General features: G+C 68.7%; 14 protein-coding genes and 1 tRNA gene. 7 read left to right on the top strand and 8 right to left on the bottom strand.

Going from position 1 to position 17,194, the window contains the following annotated elements; translation table 11 throughout:
- Positions 1 to 7: 7 nt before the first annotated feature.
- From K7G19_RS21340 to K7G19_RS21365, 6 genes are all read left to right on the top strand, one after another.
- Positions 8 to 1,441 carry an FAD-binding oxidoreductase gene (locus tag K7G19_RS21340; protein WP_149319255.1) on the top strand — a complete coding sequence of 478 codons (1,434 nt, stop codon included), beginning with the start codon at positions 8 to 10 and terminating at the stop codon, positions 1,439 to 1,441.
- 162 nt (positions 1,442 to 1,603) lie between these two features.
- Entirely contained in the window at positions 1,604 to 3,013 is a 1,410-nt protein-coding gene (locus tag K7G19_RS21345; RefSeq protein ID WP_226109081.1) for a selenium-binding family protein, read from the top strand.
- A complete protein-coding gene (locus K7G19_RS21350; protein WP_226109083.1) occupies positions 3,010 to 3,666 on the top strand; it encodes a hypothetical protein in 657 nt (218 codons plus the stop codon). Before K7G19_RS21345 ends, K7G19_RS21350 begins: the two co-directional genes overlap by 4 nt.
- A 195-nt stretch (positions 3,667 to 3,861) precedes the next feature.
- Complete coding sequence (locus tag K7G19_RS21355; RefSeq protein ID WP_226109085.1) at positions 3,862 to 4,857, top strand: tripartite tricarboxylate transporter substrate binding protein; 996 nt, start codon at positions 3,862 to 3,864, stop codon at positions 4,855 to 4,857.
- A gap of 121 nt (positions 4,858 to 4,978) precedes the next feature.
- Positions 4,979 to 6,334 (top strand): acyclic terpene utilization AtuA family protein, encoded by a 1,356-nt coding sequence (locus tag K7G19_RS21360; protein WP_226109199.1) that lies wholly within the window; start codon positions 4,979 to 4,981, stop codon positions 6,332 to 6,334.
- Between the two features lie 9 nt (positions 6,335 to 6,343).
- Positions 6,344 to 6,694, top strand: a complete 351-nt coding sequence (locus tag K7G19_RS21365) for a hypothetical protein (protein ID WP_149319259.1) — start codon at positions 6,344 to 6,346, stop codon at positions 6,692 to 6,694.
- On the opposite strand, the gene K7G19_RS21370 is transcribed toward K7G19_RS21365, so the two are convergent.
- On the bottom strand, positions 6,662 to 7,510 hold the full coding sequence (locus K7G19_RS21370; RefSeq protein ID WP_226109087.1) for an IclR family transcriptional regulator: 849 nt from the start codon (positions 7,508 to 7,510) through the stop codon (positions 6,662 to 6,664). The genes K7G19_RS21365 and K7G19_RS21370 overlap by 33 nt on opposite strands.
- Before the next feature lie 10 nt (positions 7,511 to 7,520).
- A complete protein-coding gene (locus K7G19_RS21375; RefSeq protein ID WP_226109089.1) occupies positions 7,521 to 8,714 on the bottom strand; it encodes an acyl-CoA dehydrogenase family protein in 1,194 nt (397 codons plus the stop codon).
- 342 nt (positions 8,715 to 9,056) lie between these two features.
- Between K7G19_RS21375 and K7G19_RS21380 the strand changes: the two genes are divergently transcribed.
- A complete protein-coding gene (locus K7G19_RS21380) occupies positions 9,057 to 10,214 on the top strand; it encodes a mechanosensitive ion channel family protein (RefSeq protein WP_226109090.1) in 1,158 nt (385 codons plus the stop codon).
- A gap of 120 nt (positions 10,215 to 10,334) precedes the next feature.
- Here the strand turns inward: K7G19_RS21380 and K7G19_RS21385 are convergent.
- From K7G19_RS21385 to cysS, 6 genes are all read right to left on the bottom strand, one after another.
- Positions 10,335 to 10,428, bottom strand: a tRNA-Ser gene (locus K7G19_RS21385).
- Between the two features lie 135 nt (positions 10,429 to 10,563).
- The gene (locus K7G19_RS21390) at positions 10,564 to 11,814 is read right to left on the bottom strand and encodes an aspartate kinase (RefSeq protein WP_149319263.1); all 1,251 of its coding nucleotides are present in this window, start codon (positions 11,812 to 11,814) and stop codon (positions 10,564 to 10,566) included.
- 306 nt (positions 11,815 to 12,120) lie between these two features.
- Positions 12,121 to 13,629, bottom strand: a complete 1,509-nt coding sequence (gene tilS, locus K7G19_RS21395) for a tRNA lysidine(34) synthetase TilS (RefSeq protein WP_255650874.1) — start codon at positions 13,627 to 13,629, stop codon at positions 12,121 to 12,123.
- The gene (locus K7G19_RS21400) at positions 13,595 to 14,566 is read right to left on the bottom strand and encodes an acetyl-CoA carboxylase carboxyltransferase subunit alpha (RefSeq protein ID WP_023264370.1); all 972 of its coding nucleotides are present in this window, start codon (positions 14,564 to 14,566) and stop codon (positions 13,595 to 13,597) included. Before K7G19_RS21400 ends, tilS begins: the two co-directional genes overlap by 35 nt.
- Positions 14,567 to 14,712: 146 nt before the next feature.
- Entirely contained in the window at positions 14,713 to 15,621 is a 909-nt protein-coding gene (locus tag K7G19_RS21405) for a DNA-3-methyladenine glycosylase (RefSeq protein ID WP_149319264.1), read from the bottom strand.
- Entirely contained in the window at positions 15,606 to 16,994 is a 1,389-nt protein-coding gene (gene cysS, locus K7G19_RS21410; protein ID WP_226109091.1) for a cysteine--tRNA ligase, read from the bottom strand. The genes K7G19_RS21405 and cysS overlap by 16 nt, the downstream gene beginning before the upstream one ends.
- Positions 16,995 to 17,194 lie beyond the last annotated feature (200 nt).

The following is a 17,194-nucleotide window of genomic DNA, read 5'->3' on the forward strand; positions in this document are numbered from 1 at the left end:
GCACGCCATGACGCAAGCCCCGACCGACGCCCGCCTCCACTCCTTCCTGTCGCTGTGCCGCGCCGCGCTGGGGCCGACACATGTGCTGACCGAAGCCGAGGACACGGCGGCCTACCTGACCGACTGGCGCCGCCGCTATACCGGCGAAGCCCTGGCCGTGCTGCTGCCGGGCACCACCGAGGAAGTGGCCGCGGCGGTGCGCGCCTGCCATGCGCACCAGATCGCGATCGTGCCGCAGGGCGGCAACACCGGCCTGTGCGGCGGCGCCACGCCGGACGCGTCGCAGCCGTCGGTGGTGCTGTCGCTCAAGCGCCTGAACCGCATCCGGCAGGTCGATCCGCTGAACAACACGATCACCGTCGAGGCCGGCGCGATCCTGCAGCAGGTCCAGCAGGCGGCCAGCGAGCACGACCGCCTGTTCCCGCTGAGCCTGGCCGCGGAAGGCAGCTGCACCATCGGCGGCAATCTGGCCACCAATGCCGGCGGCACCGGCGTGCTGCGCTATGGCAATACGCGCGAGCTGTGCCTGGGGCTCGAGGTCGTGACCGCCAGCGGCGAGGTCTGGAACGGCCTGCGCGGCCTGCGCAAGGACAACACCGGATACGACCTGCGCGACCTGTTCATCGGCGCGGAAGGCACGCTCGGCGTGATCACCGCGGCCGTGATGAAGCTGTACCCCGCGCCTCGGGCGCGCGTGACCGCGCTGGCCGCCGTCGAGGACCCGCGCGCCGCGCTGGCGCTGCTGGCGCTGGCGCAGCGCCACGCCGGCGCGATGCTGACAGGCTTCGAGCTGATGTCGGCGATGTGCCTGGCGCTGGTGACGCGCCACTATCCGCAACTGCGCTATCCGTTCGACCGGCCGCATCCGCAGGTGGTGCTGCTGGAGCTGTCGGACAGCGAAAGCGCCGAGCATGCGCGCGCCACCTTCGAGACGCTGATGGAAGCGGCCTTCGAGGCCGGCATCGTCGCCGATGCCGTGGTGGCCGAATCGGTGCAGCAGTCGCGCGACTTCTGGAATCTGCGCGAGCACATTCCGCTGGCGCAGGTCGAGGAAGGCAAGAACATCAAGCACGACATCGCGGTGCCGATCTCGCGCATCGGCGACTTCATCGCCAGCACCGACGCGCAGCTGCAGGCCGCATTCCCGGGCGTGCGCATGGTGACCTTCGGCCATCTGGGCGACGGCAACCTGCACTACAACGTGTCGCCCCCGGCGGGACAGGACCACGATGCCTTCCTGGCTCACCAGGACGCGATCAACCGCATCGTCCACGACAGCGTGCATGCGCACGGCGGCTCGATCTCGGCCGAGCATGGCCTCGGCCAGCTCAAGCGCGAGGAGAATCGGCGCTACAAGAGCGAGGTCGAGCTGGCGATGATGCGGGCAATCAAGCAGGCGCTGGACCCGCTCGGGCTGATGAATCCGGGCAAGGTGGTGTGAGGCCCGGCGGCGATCGGCTTGCCCGCGTCAGACGCTGCAGAAGACACATAAGCTCATTCGAAATCGTTCGTAGCGGCAGGCCCGCCTTTCGTTGACGCCCCTTTCGCCGCGACCTAGTGTAGATAGGTTCGCGCGGCATATCCGTGCCAGGAGGGGCATTCCATGAGCCTGCGGCCAGATCCCACATTCCACGCCTCGCCGGCACTGGCGATGCAGGCGCCGCCCGAGGAGTACGCCTACACGGTGATGCTCAGCCCGGATGCCTCGCAGCCCGATGCGCTGGCCGTCATCGACGTCAAGCCTGGCTCGCCGACCTACAGCCAGGTGGTGCATACGGTGCCGATGACCCACCGCGGCGACGAACTGCACCACTTCGGCTGGAATGCCTGCTCGTCGGCGCTGTCCCCGCTGACGGGGCACGCGTTTCTCGAACGGCGCTTCCTGATCATCCCCGGCATGCGCTCGTCGCGCATCTATATCGTCGATACCAAGCCGCATCCGACCCAGGCGGCGATCCACCGCGTGATCGAACCGGACGAGATCTTCCGCAAGACCGGCTATTCGCGGCCGCACACCGTGCACTGCGGTCCCGAGGGGATCTACGTGAGCACGCTCGGCGGCGGCGGCCAGGACGGAACGGACGGCGCGCCCGGCATCTTCATCATGGATTGCGAGACCTTCGACGTGCTGGGGCGCTGGGAGATCGACCGCGGCCCGCAGGACAAGCACTACGACTTCTGGTGGAACCTGCCGCGCGACTACATGGTGTCGAGCGAATGGGCGCTGCCGCCGCAGTTCGAGAACGGCCTGGTGCCCGAGGACCTGCTGTCCAATCGCTACGGCCACCGCCTGCATTTCTGGGACCTGCGCGCGCGGCGCAACGTGCAGACCATCGACCTCGGCGCCCAGCATCAGATGGCGCTCGAAGTGCGCCCCGCCCACGACCCGGTGCGCGAATACGGCTTCGTCGGCGTGGTGGTCGACACCACCAATCTGGAAGGATCGATCTGGACGTGGTGGCGCGAGGACGGGCAATTCCACGTCGAGAAGACCGCGACGATTCCGGCCGAACCGGCCGCGGCGGATCTGCTGCCGCCGCTGCTGCAGGCGTTCGGCGCGGTGCCGCCGCTGGTGACCGACATCGACCTGTCGCTCGACGACCGCTTCCTCTACGTTTCCTGCTGGGGCACCGGCGAGATGCGCCAGTACGACGTCACCGATCCGCGCAAGCCGAAGCTGACCGGATCCGTTCATCTCGGCGGCATCGCGCGCCGCACGCCGCATCCGAACGGCAAGGCGTTCGCGGCGGGACCGCAGATGGTCGAAATCAGCCGCGACGGCCGCCGCGTCTACTGGTCCAATTCGCTCTATTCGAGCTGGGACAACCAGTTCTATCCCGACGGCGTGCCAGGGGCCCAGGTCATGGCGCATGCCGATCCCGACGGCGGCCTGACGCTGGCCGACCACTTCTGGGTCGAGTTCCCCGCGGGCTACCGCGCCCATCAGATCCGCCTCGAAGGCGGCGACTGCTCGACCGATTCGTTCTGCTATCCCTCCGTCGGCCCGCGATGACGTGGGAACAGGCCGGCCTGTGGACCGGCGTGCTGGTCAGCGGCTTGTATCACGGCCTGAGCCCCGCGATGGGCTGGCCGCTCGCCGTGTCGAACGGGCTGATGGCGCGGCGCGACGACGCCGTGTTCGCCGCGCTCGGCTATCTGGGCCTCGGTCACGCCGGCGCGGTGATGGCCCTGACCCTGCCGTTCGGCCTGCTCGCGTCGCTGGCGGCCTGGCAGCGCGAGATCCGCTTCGTCGCCGCCGCCCTCGTGATCGGCTATGGCATCGCGCTGCTGGCGCGGCGGCGCCATGCGCGCGCGCTCGCCCGCATCCCGCCGTCGCGGCTGGCGCTGTGGTCCTTCGCGATCGCGCTGGCCCATGGGGCGGGGCTGATGCTGGTGCCGCTCTATCTCGGCCTCTGCGGCACCGCGGCCGGCACGGGCCATCAGGCCGCGGCCTCGCTCGCCTTCGGCAACGCCGGCATGGCCGTGCTCGTCGCGCTGGTCCACACCGCGGCGATGATCGCGGGCGGCGGCGCGATGGCGTGGGTCGCCTATCGCCACGTCGGCCTCGCGCTGGTATCGCGCAGCTGGCTCAATACCGACGCCGCCTGGGCGTTGAGTCTCGTGCTGGTGGGTGGGATGTCGCTGATGGCGGCGACGGCGCGCTGAACGTACCTGCATGCCGAACGCGCCCAGCGCAGCCGAAAGGTGTAGCGCAACGGGGTCCGCTTCCCACACCAGAATTTTCATCCAATGAAAATCTGATCGCTTCGTTTGACGCTGCTTTCGGCGCCGCCCTACCCTGTGCCGCACAGAGTTTCCATTGACGAAACCAGTGCGCCTTGGCGCCGAGGAGACAACCCGATGAAGCGTCATTCCCCTGCGCGGCGCGCCCTGCTCGCCGCGATGGCGGTGCTATGCGGCGCGGCCGTTCCCGCGATGTCGGCCATCGCGGCCGAGGCCTTCCCCAGCCGGCCCATTCGCCTGATCGTGCCGTTCACGCCGGGCGGCACCACGGACATCCTGGCGCGGCTCGTCGCGCAGAAGGCCGGCGAGGTACTGGGGCAGCCGATGGTGGTCGAGAACCGTCCCGGTGCGGGCGGCAACATCGGCGCGGAGGCGGCCGCGCGCAGCGCCGCCGACGGCTACACGCTGCTGATGGGCACGCTCGGCACGCAGGTCACCAACCAGTTCATCTATCCGCGCATGCCGTATGACAGCGCCAAGGACTTCGCACCGGTGACGCTGGTCGCCAATTCGCCGAACGTGCTGCTGGTCAACGGCACGCTGCCGGCCAACTCCATCGGCGAGCTGATCGCGCTGGCAAAGCGCGAGCCCGGCAAGATCAATTACGCGTCGACCAGCACCGGCGGCTCGCCGCATCTGTCCGGCGAGCTGCTGAACATGATGGCCGGCGTCAGGATGCAGCATGTGCCGTACAAGGGCGCGGCGCCCGCGATGACGGACCTGCTGGCCGGTCAGGTCAACCTGATGTTCGACAACCTGCCGTCCGCGCTGGCGCAGATCCAGGGCGGCAAGATCAAGGCGCTGGCCGTCACCGGCGTCAAGCGTGCCTCGGTGCTGCCATCGGTACCGACGGTGCGCGAATCGGGGTTGCCGGACTACGAGGTCAATTCGTGGTTCGGCCTGCTGGCGCCGGCAGGCACGCCGACCGAGCGTGTGCGCCAGCTGCAGCAGGCCGTCGACAAGGTGCTGGCGATGCCGGACGTGCGCAAGCGCATCCAGGAACTCGGCGCCGAACCCGGCGGCGAGGGCTCGGCGGCCTTCGCGGCGCAGATCAAGGCGGATACCGACAAGTGGTCGCGCGTGATTCGCAGCGCGGGGATCAAGGCGCAATGAGCGTGCTGCACGTATCGGACGTACCGCACGTACTGCACGTACCGCACGTCGTGCACGTACGGCTCGTATGGCACGCACGACACGTACCGCAGGAGAGAAGGACCCAGGCATGACGGATACCATGACTCGCAGCAGCACCCTTCGCATCGGCTCGGGATCGGGCTGGTGGGGCGATCGCGTCGAACCCGCGGAACGCTCGGCACGCCTCGGCAAGCTCGACTATCTGTGCTTCGAGACGATGGCCGAGGCCACGGTCTCGGCCGCGCAGGTCCGCAAGCGGCGCGACCCGGCCTTCGCCGGCTACGACACCTATCTCGACGAGCGCATGCGCGCGGTGCTGCCGCACTGCATCGCCAACGGCACGCGCATCGTCAGCAATCAGGGATGGATCCATCCGCTCGGTGCCGCCAGGCGCGTGGCCGAGCTGTGCGAGGAGCTGGGGCTACCCGGCGTCAGGATCGCGGCGATCACGACCACCGATTTGACCGGCAGCATCTGCGAGCTCGACCTGACGCTGCTGGAGAGCGGCGCGCCGGTGTCCTCGCTGCGCGGCACGCTGATCAGCGCCGAGCCTTACGAGGGTGCCGCGCCGATCGTCGAGGCCTTGCGCGCCGGCGCGCAGATCGTCATCACGGCCCGCGTCGCCGATCCCTCGCTGTTCCTCGCGCCGATGATCGCGCATTTCGGCTGGTCCCCCGACGACGTGACGCGTCTCGCGCGCGGCAGCGCCATCGGCCATCTGCTCGAATGCGGCGCGCAGGTGACCGGCGGCTACTTCGGCGATCCGGGCTACAAGGACGTGCCCGAGCCGTGGAATCTCGCCTTCCCGATCGCGGAGGTCGAGGCCGACGGCAGCGCGGTGATCGCGAAGGTCGAAGGCAGCGGCGGACGCATCGATCTGCAGACCGTCAAGGAGCAGATGTTCTACGAGGTACACGATCCGCGCCGCTATATCACGCCGGACGTCATCGTCGACTTCTCGACCGCGGTGCTGGAACAGGTGGGGCCGGACCGCGTGCGCATCGACGGGGTGTCCGGACTGCCGGCCACCGACACGCTGAAGGTGTCGCTGGGCTGTACCGAGGGCCATATCGGCGAGGACATGTTCTTCTATGCGGGCCCGGGCTGCCTGGACAAGGCGAAGCTGGCAAGGCGCATCCTCGAGGAACGCTTCGCCATCGCGAAGCTGCAGGCCGACGAGCTGCGCATCGACTTTCTCGGCGTCAACGCCGTGCATGGGGCCGCCTCGCCCGAACCGGCGTGCGAGCCGAACGAGATCGCGGTGCGCGTGGCGGCGCGCACGCGCACGCGCGAGGAGGCGGCCAAGGTCGGCCGCGAGATCGACAGCATGGCGGTCTGCGGGCTGGCGTCCACCGGCAAGCGCGTGCCGCATCAGGACCGGACCCGCGAGATCATCGGCGTCTGGTCGGCGCTGGTGCCGCGCGCGCTGATCCGGTCCGAGATCCACTATCTGTGAGGAAGCGTCATGCGTGTACCCCTGCGGCGTCTGGCCCATAGCCGCTCCGGCGACAAGGGCAACACCTCGAACACGGCCGTGATCGCCTACGCGCCCGAGTTCTATCCGCATATCAAGGCGCAACTGACGGCGGCCGCGTTCAAGTCGCTGTATGGCACGCTGATCGCCGGCGAGGTGACCCGCCACGAGGTCGATGGGCTGCAGGTGCTGAACTTCGTCGCCGAGGGCGCGCTCGGCGGCGGCGTGTCGCGCAGCCTGGCGATCGACAACTATGGCAAGGCGCTGGCCAGTGCGGTGCTGCGCTTCGAGGTCGAGATCCCGGACGAACTAGCGCCGTTGCTGCGCGGGCCGGCGCGATAGGCGCACCGCCGTCACGCGCGCTGTCCCGCGCGTTGTAACGCGGCCTGCTTCGCCCTGCGGCGACAGCGCCGAGCCCGTCCACGCGCTGGCGATGTGGCTTGCCTCCGCCCGCAGGCGCCGCGCAAGGACCGCCTCGCGCGCGCGCAAGCGTACCGTCTGGGCCGCGACGCTGAGCGCGCCGATGGGCCTGCCCTGGTCGTCGAGAATCGGCACCGCGATGCCGCCCATGCCCTCGACCACCCAGTCGAGAAACAGTACGTGCCCGCGCAGGCGGGCCGCCTCGATCTCGGCGGCGATGGCGGCGGCGTCGAGCCGCGGATAGTTCGCCAGCTTGCGCGAGGTCTGCTGCAGGCGGCGCGCCCGTTCCGGCGCCGGCAGCCACGCCAGCACCGCCAGGCTGCCCGCCCCCACGCCGAGCGGCCGGCGCGTGCCGACCGAGACGTAGTTCGCGCTGAGTGCAGCCGTACCCGGCTCCACGTCCGAGCAGAGCGCCTCGCCGCGGCTGGCCTCGGTCAGCACGGCGGTATCGCCGAATTCCTCGACCAATCGCTGCAAGGCCGGGCGCGCCAGCTTGCGCAGTTCGGCCCGGCGCTGCGCGACGTCGGCCAGTTGGAAGATCTCCGGACCGATGCCGTAGCGGCGCATCTCGTCGCGCGTGGCGAAGCCCTCCTGCACCAGCAGGTCCAGCATGCGCGACGCGGTGGCGGGATCGAGCCCGGTCGCGCGCGCGACATCGCTCATGCGGCGCACTTCGGGATCGGACAGCGCGCGCAGCACGGCAAGGGCGCGCTGCACCGGTGAGGGACGCGACGGCATGGCGCGACGTTCAGCGCGCCGGCGTGCCGGCCAGCGTATCGCGCTTGATCTTCTTCGCCAGCGACCACTTGTGGACCTCGGTGGGACCGTCGTAGATGCGAAAGGCCCGCACCTCGCGCAGGATCTGCTCGACGATGGTGTCGCGCGACACGCCCAGGCCGCCCATGATCTGCACGCAGCGGTCGGCCACGCGGTACAGCGCCTCCGACACCGCGACCTTGGCCATCGAGCTCTCCGCCGTGCCCGCCGCGCCCCCGTCGAGCACGCCGGCGCACCAGTCGATCATCAGCGCGGCCTGCTGCAGGTCGATCAGGTTCTCCGCCAGCATGAAGCCCACGCCCTCATGGTCGATCAGCAGCTTGCCGAAGGCCTTGCGCGTGGTGGCATACGCGCGCGCGATCTCGTCGGCCCGGACAGTGCCGCCAAACCAGCGCATGCAGTGCGACAGCCGCGCCGGCGACAGGCGCACCTGCGCATAACGGAAGCCCTCGTTGACCTCGCCGAGCACCTGGTCGGCCGGCACGCGCAGGTCGTCGAGCAGGATCTGCGCATGGCCGCCGGGCATCGAGCTGTCGATGGTGTCGATCACGCGCTCGATGCGGATGGCCGGATGCGGCAGGTCCACCAGGAACATCGTCGCCTGCGCATGTTCGCCGTCGCCGGTGCGCGCCATCACGATGCCCACCTGGGCCCCTTCGGCGCCGGTGATGAACTTCTTGCGGCCGCGGATGATCCAGTCGCCGCCGTCCTGCGTCGCCGTGGTCTGCAGCATCGAAGGATCGGAACCGGCCCCGCCCTCCTCGGCCGGCTCGGTCATGAAGAAGGCGGAGCGGGCCTCGCCGCGCACCAGCGGCTCCAGAAAGCGCTGCTTCTGCGCCGGCGTGCCGACCTTGCCGAGCAGGAACATATTGCCCTCGTCCGGCGCCATCGTATTGACTGCAACCGGTCCCAGCGGCGACAACCCCGAGCGCTTGAGCACGGCCGCGGTTTCCAGTTGCGTCAGGTGCGAACCGTCGGGCAGGATATGCGGCGTCATCACGCCCGCGGCGCGGGCTTTTGCGCGCATCTCGTCGATCAGCTCGCTGGTCGGCCCGTGCGCCGTGCAGCGGGGATCGGCTTCATAGGGGACGACGACATCGCGGACAAATCGCTCGACGCGATCGGCAATGACGCGGCTGCGTTCGGTGGGGCACGGGGTGAACATGCTGGGTGTCTCCTTGGGGTCGGTCGCGCTCGCAGATGGCTTTGCATGCTGCGTGCCCGCCGCCGATGGTGGTCGCTTGTGTGACCCGATTGTATGGGATTCCCACTCACTGGCCGCGGACCATCGCCACCTTGTCAGCGTTGCCCTCGTTTGAATTTTCGACGAACGATTGCCTGCGGTCATCTCCGTGCACGCGCGCCTCGCCCAGGCACGATGACCCGCAATCCGTTGAACGGACCCATTCCGCGGCTTGCGCCGCTATGCACGAATCTCCCGTCGCACCGTGGCATCAATCCTGCAAGCCCCTGCCCCATGCGTCCGTCCCGGCACAGGAGGTAAGGCATGAAGGAATGGCTCGATCTGAACGTCTTCTTGGGCATCCCCGCGCTCAACTGGCTGCATGCCGGCATCGCCGCCGTCGTCAGCTATCTGGTGCTGGTCACGCTGCTGCGCTTCACCTGCGCACGCCTCGACCGGCTCGCGGCCCGGACAAAGCCGGTGATCATCGACCGCATGGCGGACATGCTGCGGCATACCTCGCGCTTCGTGCTGCTGCTGGCCGCGCTGCTGATCGCCGTCGACTTCCTCGATCTGCCGCCGAAATGGGCCAGCCGCATCGGCCATCTGTGGTTCCTGCTGATCGGGCTGCAGATCGCGATCTGGATCAATCATGCCGTGACGCTATGGACGTACGACAGGCTGACCGGCACCGGGCCGACCGCCCACAATCCCGTGTTCACCACGGTGATGGCGTGGGGCATGCGCGTGATGCTGTGGTCGGTGCTGCTGCTGGCGGTGCTGGCCAATATGGGCGTCAATATCACGGCCTTCGTGGCGAGTCTGGGCGTCGGCGGCGTGGCCGTGGCGCTGGCCGTGCAGAACATCCTCAGCGACCTGTTCGCGTCGCTGGCCATCGGCCTGGACAAGCCGTTCGAGAACGGCGATTTCATCGTGTTCGGCGACATCGCCGGCAGCGTCGAACGCATCGGCCTGAAGACCACGCGGCTGCGCGCGCTGAGCGGCGAGCAGATCGTCTGCAGCAATACCGAGCTGCTGAAGACGACGATCCACAACTACAAGCGCATGGCGGAACGCCGCATCCAGTTCAATTTCCGCGTGACATACCAGACGCCGCCGGAAACGCTGCGGCGCATCCCGGAGATCGTCAAGGCGGCCGTCGTCGCCGCTGGCCGCACGCGCTTCGACCGCGCGCATTTCAAGGGCTTCGGCGAAAGCGCGCTGGAGTTCGAGGTCGTCTACTTCGTCACCGATCCGGACTACAACCTGTACATGGATATCCAGCAGTCGATCAATCTGGCGATGGTGACGGAGCTGGCGAAGCTTGGCGTGGAGTTTGGGGTGCCGGTGCGGAAGGTGCAGGTGGTGGAAGCGCAGGGAGGCGCGAAGGAAGAAGCCGAGGCCGCTCGCAGCGGGCGGCGCGATGCCGGCGAGCGCGAGCGTGGATGGGCGGGACAGCAGCTCGGTCGGCGCCATGCGTGACCGCCTCAAGGTGGAAAGCCAGCGCCCGCGAGCCAGAAATGCGCAAGGAAAACAGGCCCAAGAAACAAAACCCCGGAAGACCGCGATCTTCCGGGGTTCCGCCGCCATGTACCGATGTACTGGCGGAGACGGAGGGATTCGAACCCTCGATCCAGGTTTTGGCCCGGATGCTCCCTTAGCAGGGGAGTGCCTTCGACCTCTCGGCCACGTCTCCCAAACTTGCGTTGTGCGAGGGAGGCCGCACAACGAAGCGCGTATTCTAGCGAGGGTGTGGCAATTGGTCAACGACGAATCGATGACACCGCACTTGCCTGCCCTCGCCAGGGCCGGCGCGCGAATGCGCCGGAATTCAGGCCTGTTCCAGCTCGAACGCCTTGTGCAGCGCGCGCACGGCCAGCTCCATGTACTTCTCGTCGATCAGCACCGAGATCTTGATTTCCGAGGTCGAGATCATCTGGATATTGATGCCCTCTTCCGACAGCGTGCGGAACATCTTGCTGGCGATGCCGACATGCGAGCGCATGCCCACGCCGACCACCGAGACCTTCGACACCTTCGGATCGCCCGACACGCTGGCCGCGCCGATATGGCCCTTGACCGCGTCGTTCAGGATCGCCAGCGAGCGCTGGTAGTCGCCGCGCGGCACGGTGAAGGTGAAGTCGGTCTTGCCCTCGACGGACTGGTTCTGGATGATCATGTCGACGTCGATATTGGCGTCGGCGATCGGGCCCAGGATCTGGTAGGCGATGCCGGGCTTGTCGGGCACGCCGAGAACGGTGATCTTGGCTTCGTCACGGGCAAAGGCGATGCCGGAGATGACGGCTGCTTCCATGTCAGGGTCTTCCTCAAAAGTAATCAGCGTGCCCGAATGCATTTCCTGCTCGAGCGGCATCAGGGGGTCGGTCAGCGACGACAGCACGCGCGTCTTGACGCGGTATTTGCCGGCGAATTCCACCGAGCGGATCTGCAGCACCTTGGAACCGAGGCTGGCCATTTCCAGCATTTCCTCGAAGGTGATGCGGTCCAGCCGGCGCGCGTCTTCGACCACGCGCGGGTCGGTGGTGTAGACCCCGTCCACGTCCGTATAGATCAGGCACTCGTCGGCCTCGATCGCGGCGGCGATGGCGACGGCCGAGGTATCCGAGCCGCCGCGGCCAAGCGTGGTGATGTTGCCCAGCGCGTCGATGCCCTGGAAGCCGGTGACGATCACCACGCGGCCCGCGTCGAGATCGCCCAGGATGCGCTCATCGTCGATCGACTCGATGCGTGCCTTGGTGTATGACGAGTCTGTCTTGACCGGGACCTGCCAGCCGGTATAGCTGATCGCGTCGATGCCCTCGCCGTGCAGCGCGATGGCCAGCAGCGCGACGCTGGCCTGCTCGCCGGTCGAGGCCAGCATGTCGAGCTCGCGCGGGTCCGGCTGCGGCGAAATCTCCTTGGCGAGTCCCAGCAGGCGATTGGTCTCGCCCGACATGGCCGAAGGCACCACGACTACGCGGTGACCGGCGCGGTGCCACTTGGCCACGCGCTTGGCGACATTCTTGATGCGTTCCGTGGAACCCATCGAAGTGCCGCCGTATTTGTGAACGATGAGAGCCATCTTCTTGTCGACGCCAGCGATTGTGCAAAACCACTGAAAATACACCAAGCACCGGCGCCCGGCAAGGCGGAATAGCGGGCGTTTGGCCTTGTCAAGCCTTGCCGGAGCGACGTCTCGTGCGGTAGGCGGCGTGGCGGGCGCCGCGGGGACCGCTGCCATGAGCCGCCCCAATGAGGGCCGTCCCATGAGGGCGGGAGCCCGAGCGCCGGGCCTGAGTTCCAGGCCTGAGTTCCAGGCCTGAGTTCCGGGCCTGAGGCCGGGCCATGGGCCCCGGGCTGGGCCATGGGGGCCGGGGTTATGCACCGGTCACTGCGGCGGCCCGGCTGCGTCCGGACCCCAGGCCTCCCATTCAACCCGCCAACGCGGGGCCGGCGCGGCGTCGGGCCAGCGGCGGTGCATGCCCAGTCCGGCGGCCAGCACGATCTGCTCCCCTGTGCCCCCAGCCTCTCCCGCCCGCAGCAGCGGCAGATAGGGACGGCGCCAGGCCGGCACGGCCGCCTCCTGATACGCCTGCTTCAGCGCCCGGGCGGGGCCGCCCGGCCGCAGCACGATGCGCTCGCCGCCGGTGCGGGGCCCCAGCGTCAGCGGCTGCCGCAGCACGGCCTCGGGCACGCCGAAGGTGTCGTCGCGCGTGAAGCGCAGCTCGCCGCGCCAGGCGGGAACCGGCAGTCGGCCCTGCCCGCCCCACTGCAGCGCGACCGCCTCCGTCGGCGGGGCACCCGACGGTATGCAGGCCAGCACACGGGAGCGGAAACGCCGCAGCACCAGGCCGTCATGCGGCAGCGCCGGTTCGCCGCCGTGATGGTCGATCAGTTGCGCCCGCATCGCCGCCAGCCGGGCCACCGACGGTGCGCGCACGCCGAGGTCGCGCAGCCACAGCCGCAGCACGGCATCGCCCTGCGCGGCCGGCAGGGCGCGCAGGCCGTCGAGATCGAGTTCGGCGAGCGTGGCGGCGTCGCGCCCGGGATGCGCCAGCGTCGCCAGATGCCGCGCCGCCAGCGCATCGAGCGCGTGGGCGGCTTCGGCCAGATGCGCGGCGGCCTGGGCGACGTTGGCGCGCAGCGCCGGGAAGGCGGCGAGCAATCCGGGCAACTGCTGGCGCAGCGCGTTGCGGGCGAAGCGGGTGTCGTCGTTGGAGGGGTCGTCGATCCAGCGCAGGCCGTGCGCGTCGCAATAGGCCTCGATGTCGCGCCGTTCGATCTCGAGCCACGGCCGCAGCAGCGCGATGTCGCGGCGTTCGGCCAGGCGCCGCAGCGCCGGCATGCCGGCCAGGCCATGCACGCCGCTGCCGCGGAACAGCCGCATCAGCACCGTTTCGACCTGGTCGTCCAGATGGTGGCCGAACAGCAGCCAGCCGACGTTGTGCTGCTCGCAGAGCTCGGTCAGCGCCTGGTAGCGAACGCGGCGGGCGGCGGCTTCGAGCCCTTCTCCGTGCGCGGGAACGACCGTGACCCGGGCGGCTCGGTATTCGACACGCCAGTCCTGGCACAACCCGGCGCAGAAGCGGTCCCATTCGTCGGCCTGGGCCTGCAGGCCGTGGTGGACATGCAGCGCCAGCAGGGGCGCCGGCCCGGCCTCGCCGACACGGGTGGCGGCAAGCGCGGCGCGCGTGGCATGCAGCAGCGCGACCGAATCGCGGCCGCCCGACAGCGCCACCGCCACCGCGCGCGGGCCATGTTGGCCGGCCCCGGAAACGACAAAGGCCGCACCGGCCTGCAGGGCCTGTGCGACCTTGTCGGTCAGCGTGGCGGTCGGGTCGCGCAAATCGGGCGCGGCGGGATCAGCCTTGTGCGCCGGTTTCCTTGAACTTGCCATAGGCCATCAGGCGCTCGTGGCGGCGCGCCTGCAGTTCCTTGACGCTGATGCCCTGGAACTGGCGCAGCGACTCGGCCAGCGAACGCTTGAGCATCGCGGCCATGGCCTTCGGATCGCGGTGCGCGCCGCCCAGCGGCTCGTTGACGATCTTGTCGATCAGGCCCAGCGCCTTCAGGCGATGCGCGGTCAGGCCCAGCGCCTCGGCGGCCTCGGGCGCCTTCTCGGCGGTCTTCCACAGGATCGACGCGCAGCCTTCCGGCGAGATCACCGCATAGGTGGCGAATTGCAGCATCTGCACCACGTCGCCCACGGCGATCGCCAGCGCGCCACCCGAACCGCCCTCACCGATGATGGTGGCGATCAGGGGCACCTTCAGGCCGGCCATCACGTACAGGTTGTGGCCGATCGCCTCCGACTGGCCGCGCTCCTCGGCGTCGATGCCCGGGAAGGCGCCCGGCGTGTCGACGAAGGTGAAGATCGGCAGGCCGAACTTGTCGGCCAGTTCCATCAGCCGCTTGGCCTTGCGATAGCCCTCGGGCTTGGACATGCCGAAGTTGCGCAGCGCGCGCTCCTTGGTGTCCCGGCCCTTCTGGTGGCCGATCACCATGCAGGCCTGGCCGTTGAAGCGGGCCAGCCCGCCCACGATCGACAGATCGTCGGCGAAGGCGCGGTCGCCATGCAGTTCGTGGAAGTCGGTGAAGATCTCGCGCACGTAGTCCAGCGTGTAGGGACGCTGGGGATGGCGCGCGATCTGGGCCACCTGCCACGGGGTCAGGTTGGCGTAGATGTCCTTGGTCAGCTGCTGGCTCTTGCCGGCCAGCCGCGAAATCTCTTCGGAAATGTCGACGGCCGAGTCGTCCTGCACGAAGCGCAGTTCTTCGATTTTTGCCTCGAGTTCGGCGATCGGCTGTTCGAAATCCAGGAAGGTGGTTTTCATTGAATCACACGTACCTGTCTGTGAAGGGGCGCATTCTACCGGAATTTCCTTGCGCTCCGGGCGCTGAAATCGCGCCGGATGCGCCGCATGCGCCGCGTGAAGATGGTGAAAGGAGCACTTTCGTGCCCCGGCTATCGAATGCCAGACTAGTAAGTGACAGGCAGCGGATCAAGGCTGCGCCACATGTACCAGGTCGCCACGGTGCGCCATGGCTCCCAGTTGGCGGCGACCTCGCGCGCCTCGCTGCGCGTGACCGGTTCGCCGCTGAAATAGTTGGCCGAGATCGCGTTGATCAGGCCGATGTCGTCCAGCGGCAGCACGTTCGGCCGCATCAGGTTGAACATCAGGAACATCTCGGCGGTCCAGCGGCCGATGCCGCGGATCTGCGTCAACTCGGCAATGACCGCCTCGTCGTCCATCTCGGCCCATTTGTCGACATGGACCCGCCCCGCCTTGAAGTGCTCGGCGAGATCGACGATGTACTCGGCCTTGCGGCGCGACAGGCCGCAGGCGGCCAGCTTGTCGACGCCGGCCCGCAGCAGCTGCGCCGGCGTCAGCTTCGGGCAGGCGGCGGCCAGCCGGTCCCACACCGATTGCGCGGCCTTGACCGAGATCTGCTGGCCGACGATCGAACGGGCCAGCGTGATGAAGGGGTCGCCGCGCGAAATCAGATGGGCCGGCCCGTAGGTCGGGATCATCTTGCGCAGGATGCGGTCGCGCTTCATCAGGTCGGCGCAGGCCTCGTCCCAGTAGGCGGGACGGACCGCGCCCTCGACCGTCTCGACCGGCAGCGGGATCGCCGCGGCCTCGGGCAGCGTTGCCTTGGCGGCGCGCGCGGTCTTCAGGACCGGCTTGCCGTCGGCCTTGGTGACGGTGCGGGCCTTGGGCGCGGCCACGCCGCCGGCGGCCGGCGCCTTGGCGACCTTCGCTGCCTTGGTCGCCTTGGCCGCCTTGGTCACCTTCAGGGCCGGCTCTCCGGTGGGCCGCGCCGGCTTGGCGGCCTTGGCCGCCGTGCCGGGCGTCTTGCGCACGGCAGCGTTCAAGCACGCCTCCATTCGGTCACGCCGCCCGGCTTGTCCTCGAGCACGATGCCGGCCTCGAGCAGCTCGGCGCGGATGCGGTCGGCCTCGGCGAAATTGCGCTCGGCCTTGGCCTGCTTGCGCGCGGCGATGCGCTCCTCGATCTGCTCCGGCGCGATGCCGGCCGCGTCGGCGCCGCCCTGCAGGAAGGCGTGCGCGTCGCGCCCGAGCAGGCCGAGCGTCGCGGCCAGGCCTTTCAATTGCCGTGCCGCGGCGGGGGAGCCGCTGCGATTGACTTCGCCGGCCAGGTCGAACAGCACCGAGACCGCGATCGGCGTATTGAAGTCGTCGCCCATCGCCTCGGCGAAGCGGCGCGCGTGCGGCTCGTCCCAATCGAGCGGCTGCGTGTCGGGCTGCACGTCCTTGAGCGCCGTGTAGAGACGGGTCAGGCCGTGGCGCGCGTCGTCCAGGTGCGCGTCGCTGTAGTTCAGCGGGCTGCGGTAGTGCGCGCGCAGGATGAAGAAGCGCACGACCTCGGCGTCGTACTGCTTGAGCACCTCGCGGATCGTGAAGAAGTTGCCGAGCGACTTCGACATCTTCTCGTCGTTGATGCGCACGAAGCCGTTATGCATCCATACGTTGACGAAGGGCTTGCCGCTGGCGCCTTCCGACTGCGCGATCTCGTTCTCGTGGTGCGGGAACTGCAGGTCGGCCCCGCCGCCATGGATGTCGAAATGCTCGCCCAGCAGCGCGCAGCTCATCGCCGAGCATTCGATATGCCAGCCCGGACGGCCCATGCCCCACTTCGACGACCACTTGCTTTCGGCCGGTTCGCTGTCCTTGGCCGACTTCCACAGCACGAAGTCGAGCGGGTCGTGCTTGGCATCGTTGGCCGCCACGCGCTCGCCGGCGCGCAGGTCCTCCAGCGACTTGCCCGACAGCTTGCCGTAGCCGGCGAACTTGCGCACCGCGTAATTGACGTCGCCGTCGCTGGCCTGATAGGCCAGGCCCTTCGCTTCGAGCTTGCCGATGATGTCGAGCATCTGCGGCACGTATTGCGTCGCGCGTGGCTCGTGGTCCGGGCGCTGGATGCCCAGCGCGGCCGCGTCCTCGTGCATATAGCCGATGAACCGCTCGGTCAGCTCGCCGATGGTCTCGCCGTTCTCGGCGGCGCGGCGGATGATCTTGTCGTCGATGTCGGTGATGTTCTGCACATAGGTGACCTCGTAGCCCGCGGCGCGCAGCCAGCGCTGCACCATGTCGAACACCACCATCACGCGCGCATGCCCGACGTGGCAGTAGTCGTACACCGTCATGCCGCAGACATACATGCGGACCTTGCCGGGTTCGATGGGCACGAAGGGCTGTTTCTCGCGCGCGAGCGTGTTGTAGATGTTCAGTGGATGCATGAAACGAGGTGTTCGAAGAGAATGCGTGGCGCCTGCCGCGCGCGAGACCGTGCCGACTGGCCGGCCGCGCATCGGTCGACTTGCCGGACAGCGTGACCGGGCGATGCGTCTCGACCAGTGCCGCGGCGGCGTGGACATCGGTTCGCCGAGCGAGGCCATATCTTACCGGAAGCCTTCGCGCGTCGGCGTCGATGCCGCGC

Source organism: Cupriavidus sp. DB3, from assembly GCF_020418465.1.
Taxonomy (GTDB): domain Bacteria; phylum Pseudomonadota; class Gammaproteobacteria; order Burkholderiales; family Burkholderiaceae; genus Cupriavidus; species Cupriavidus cauae.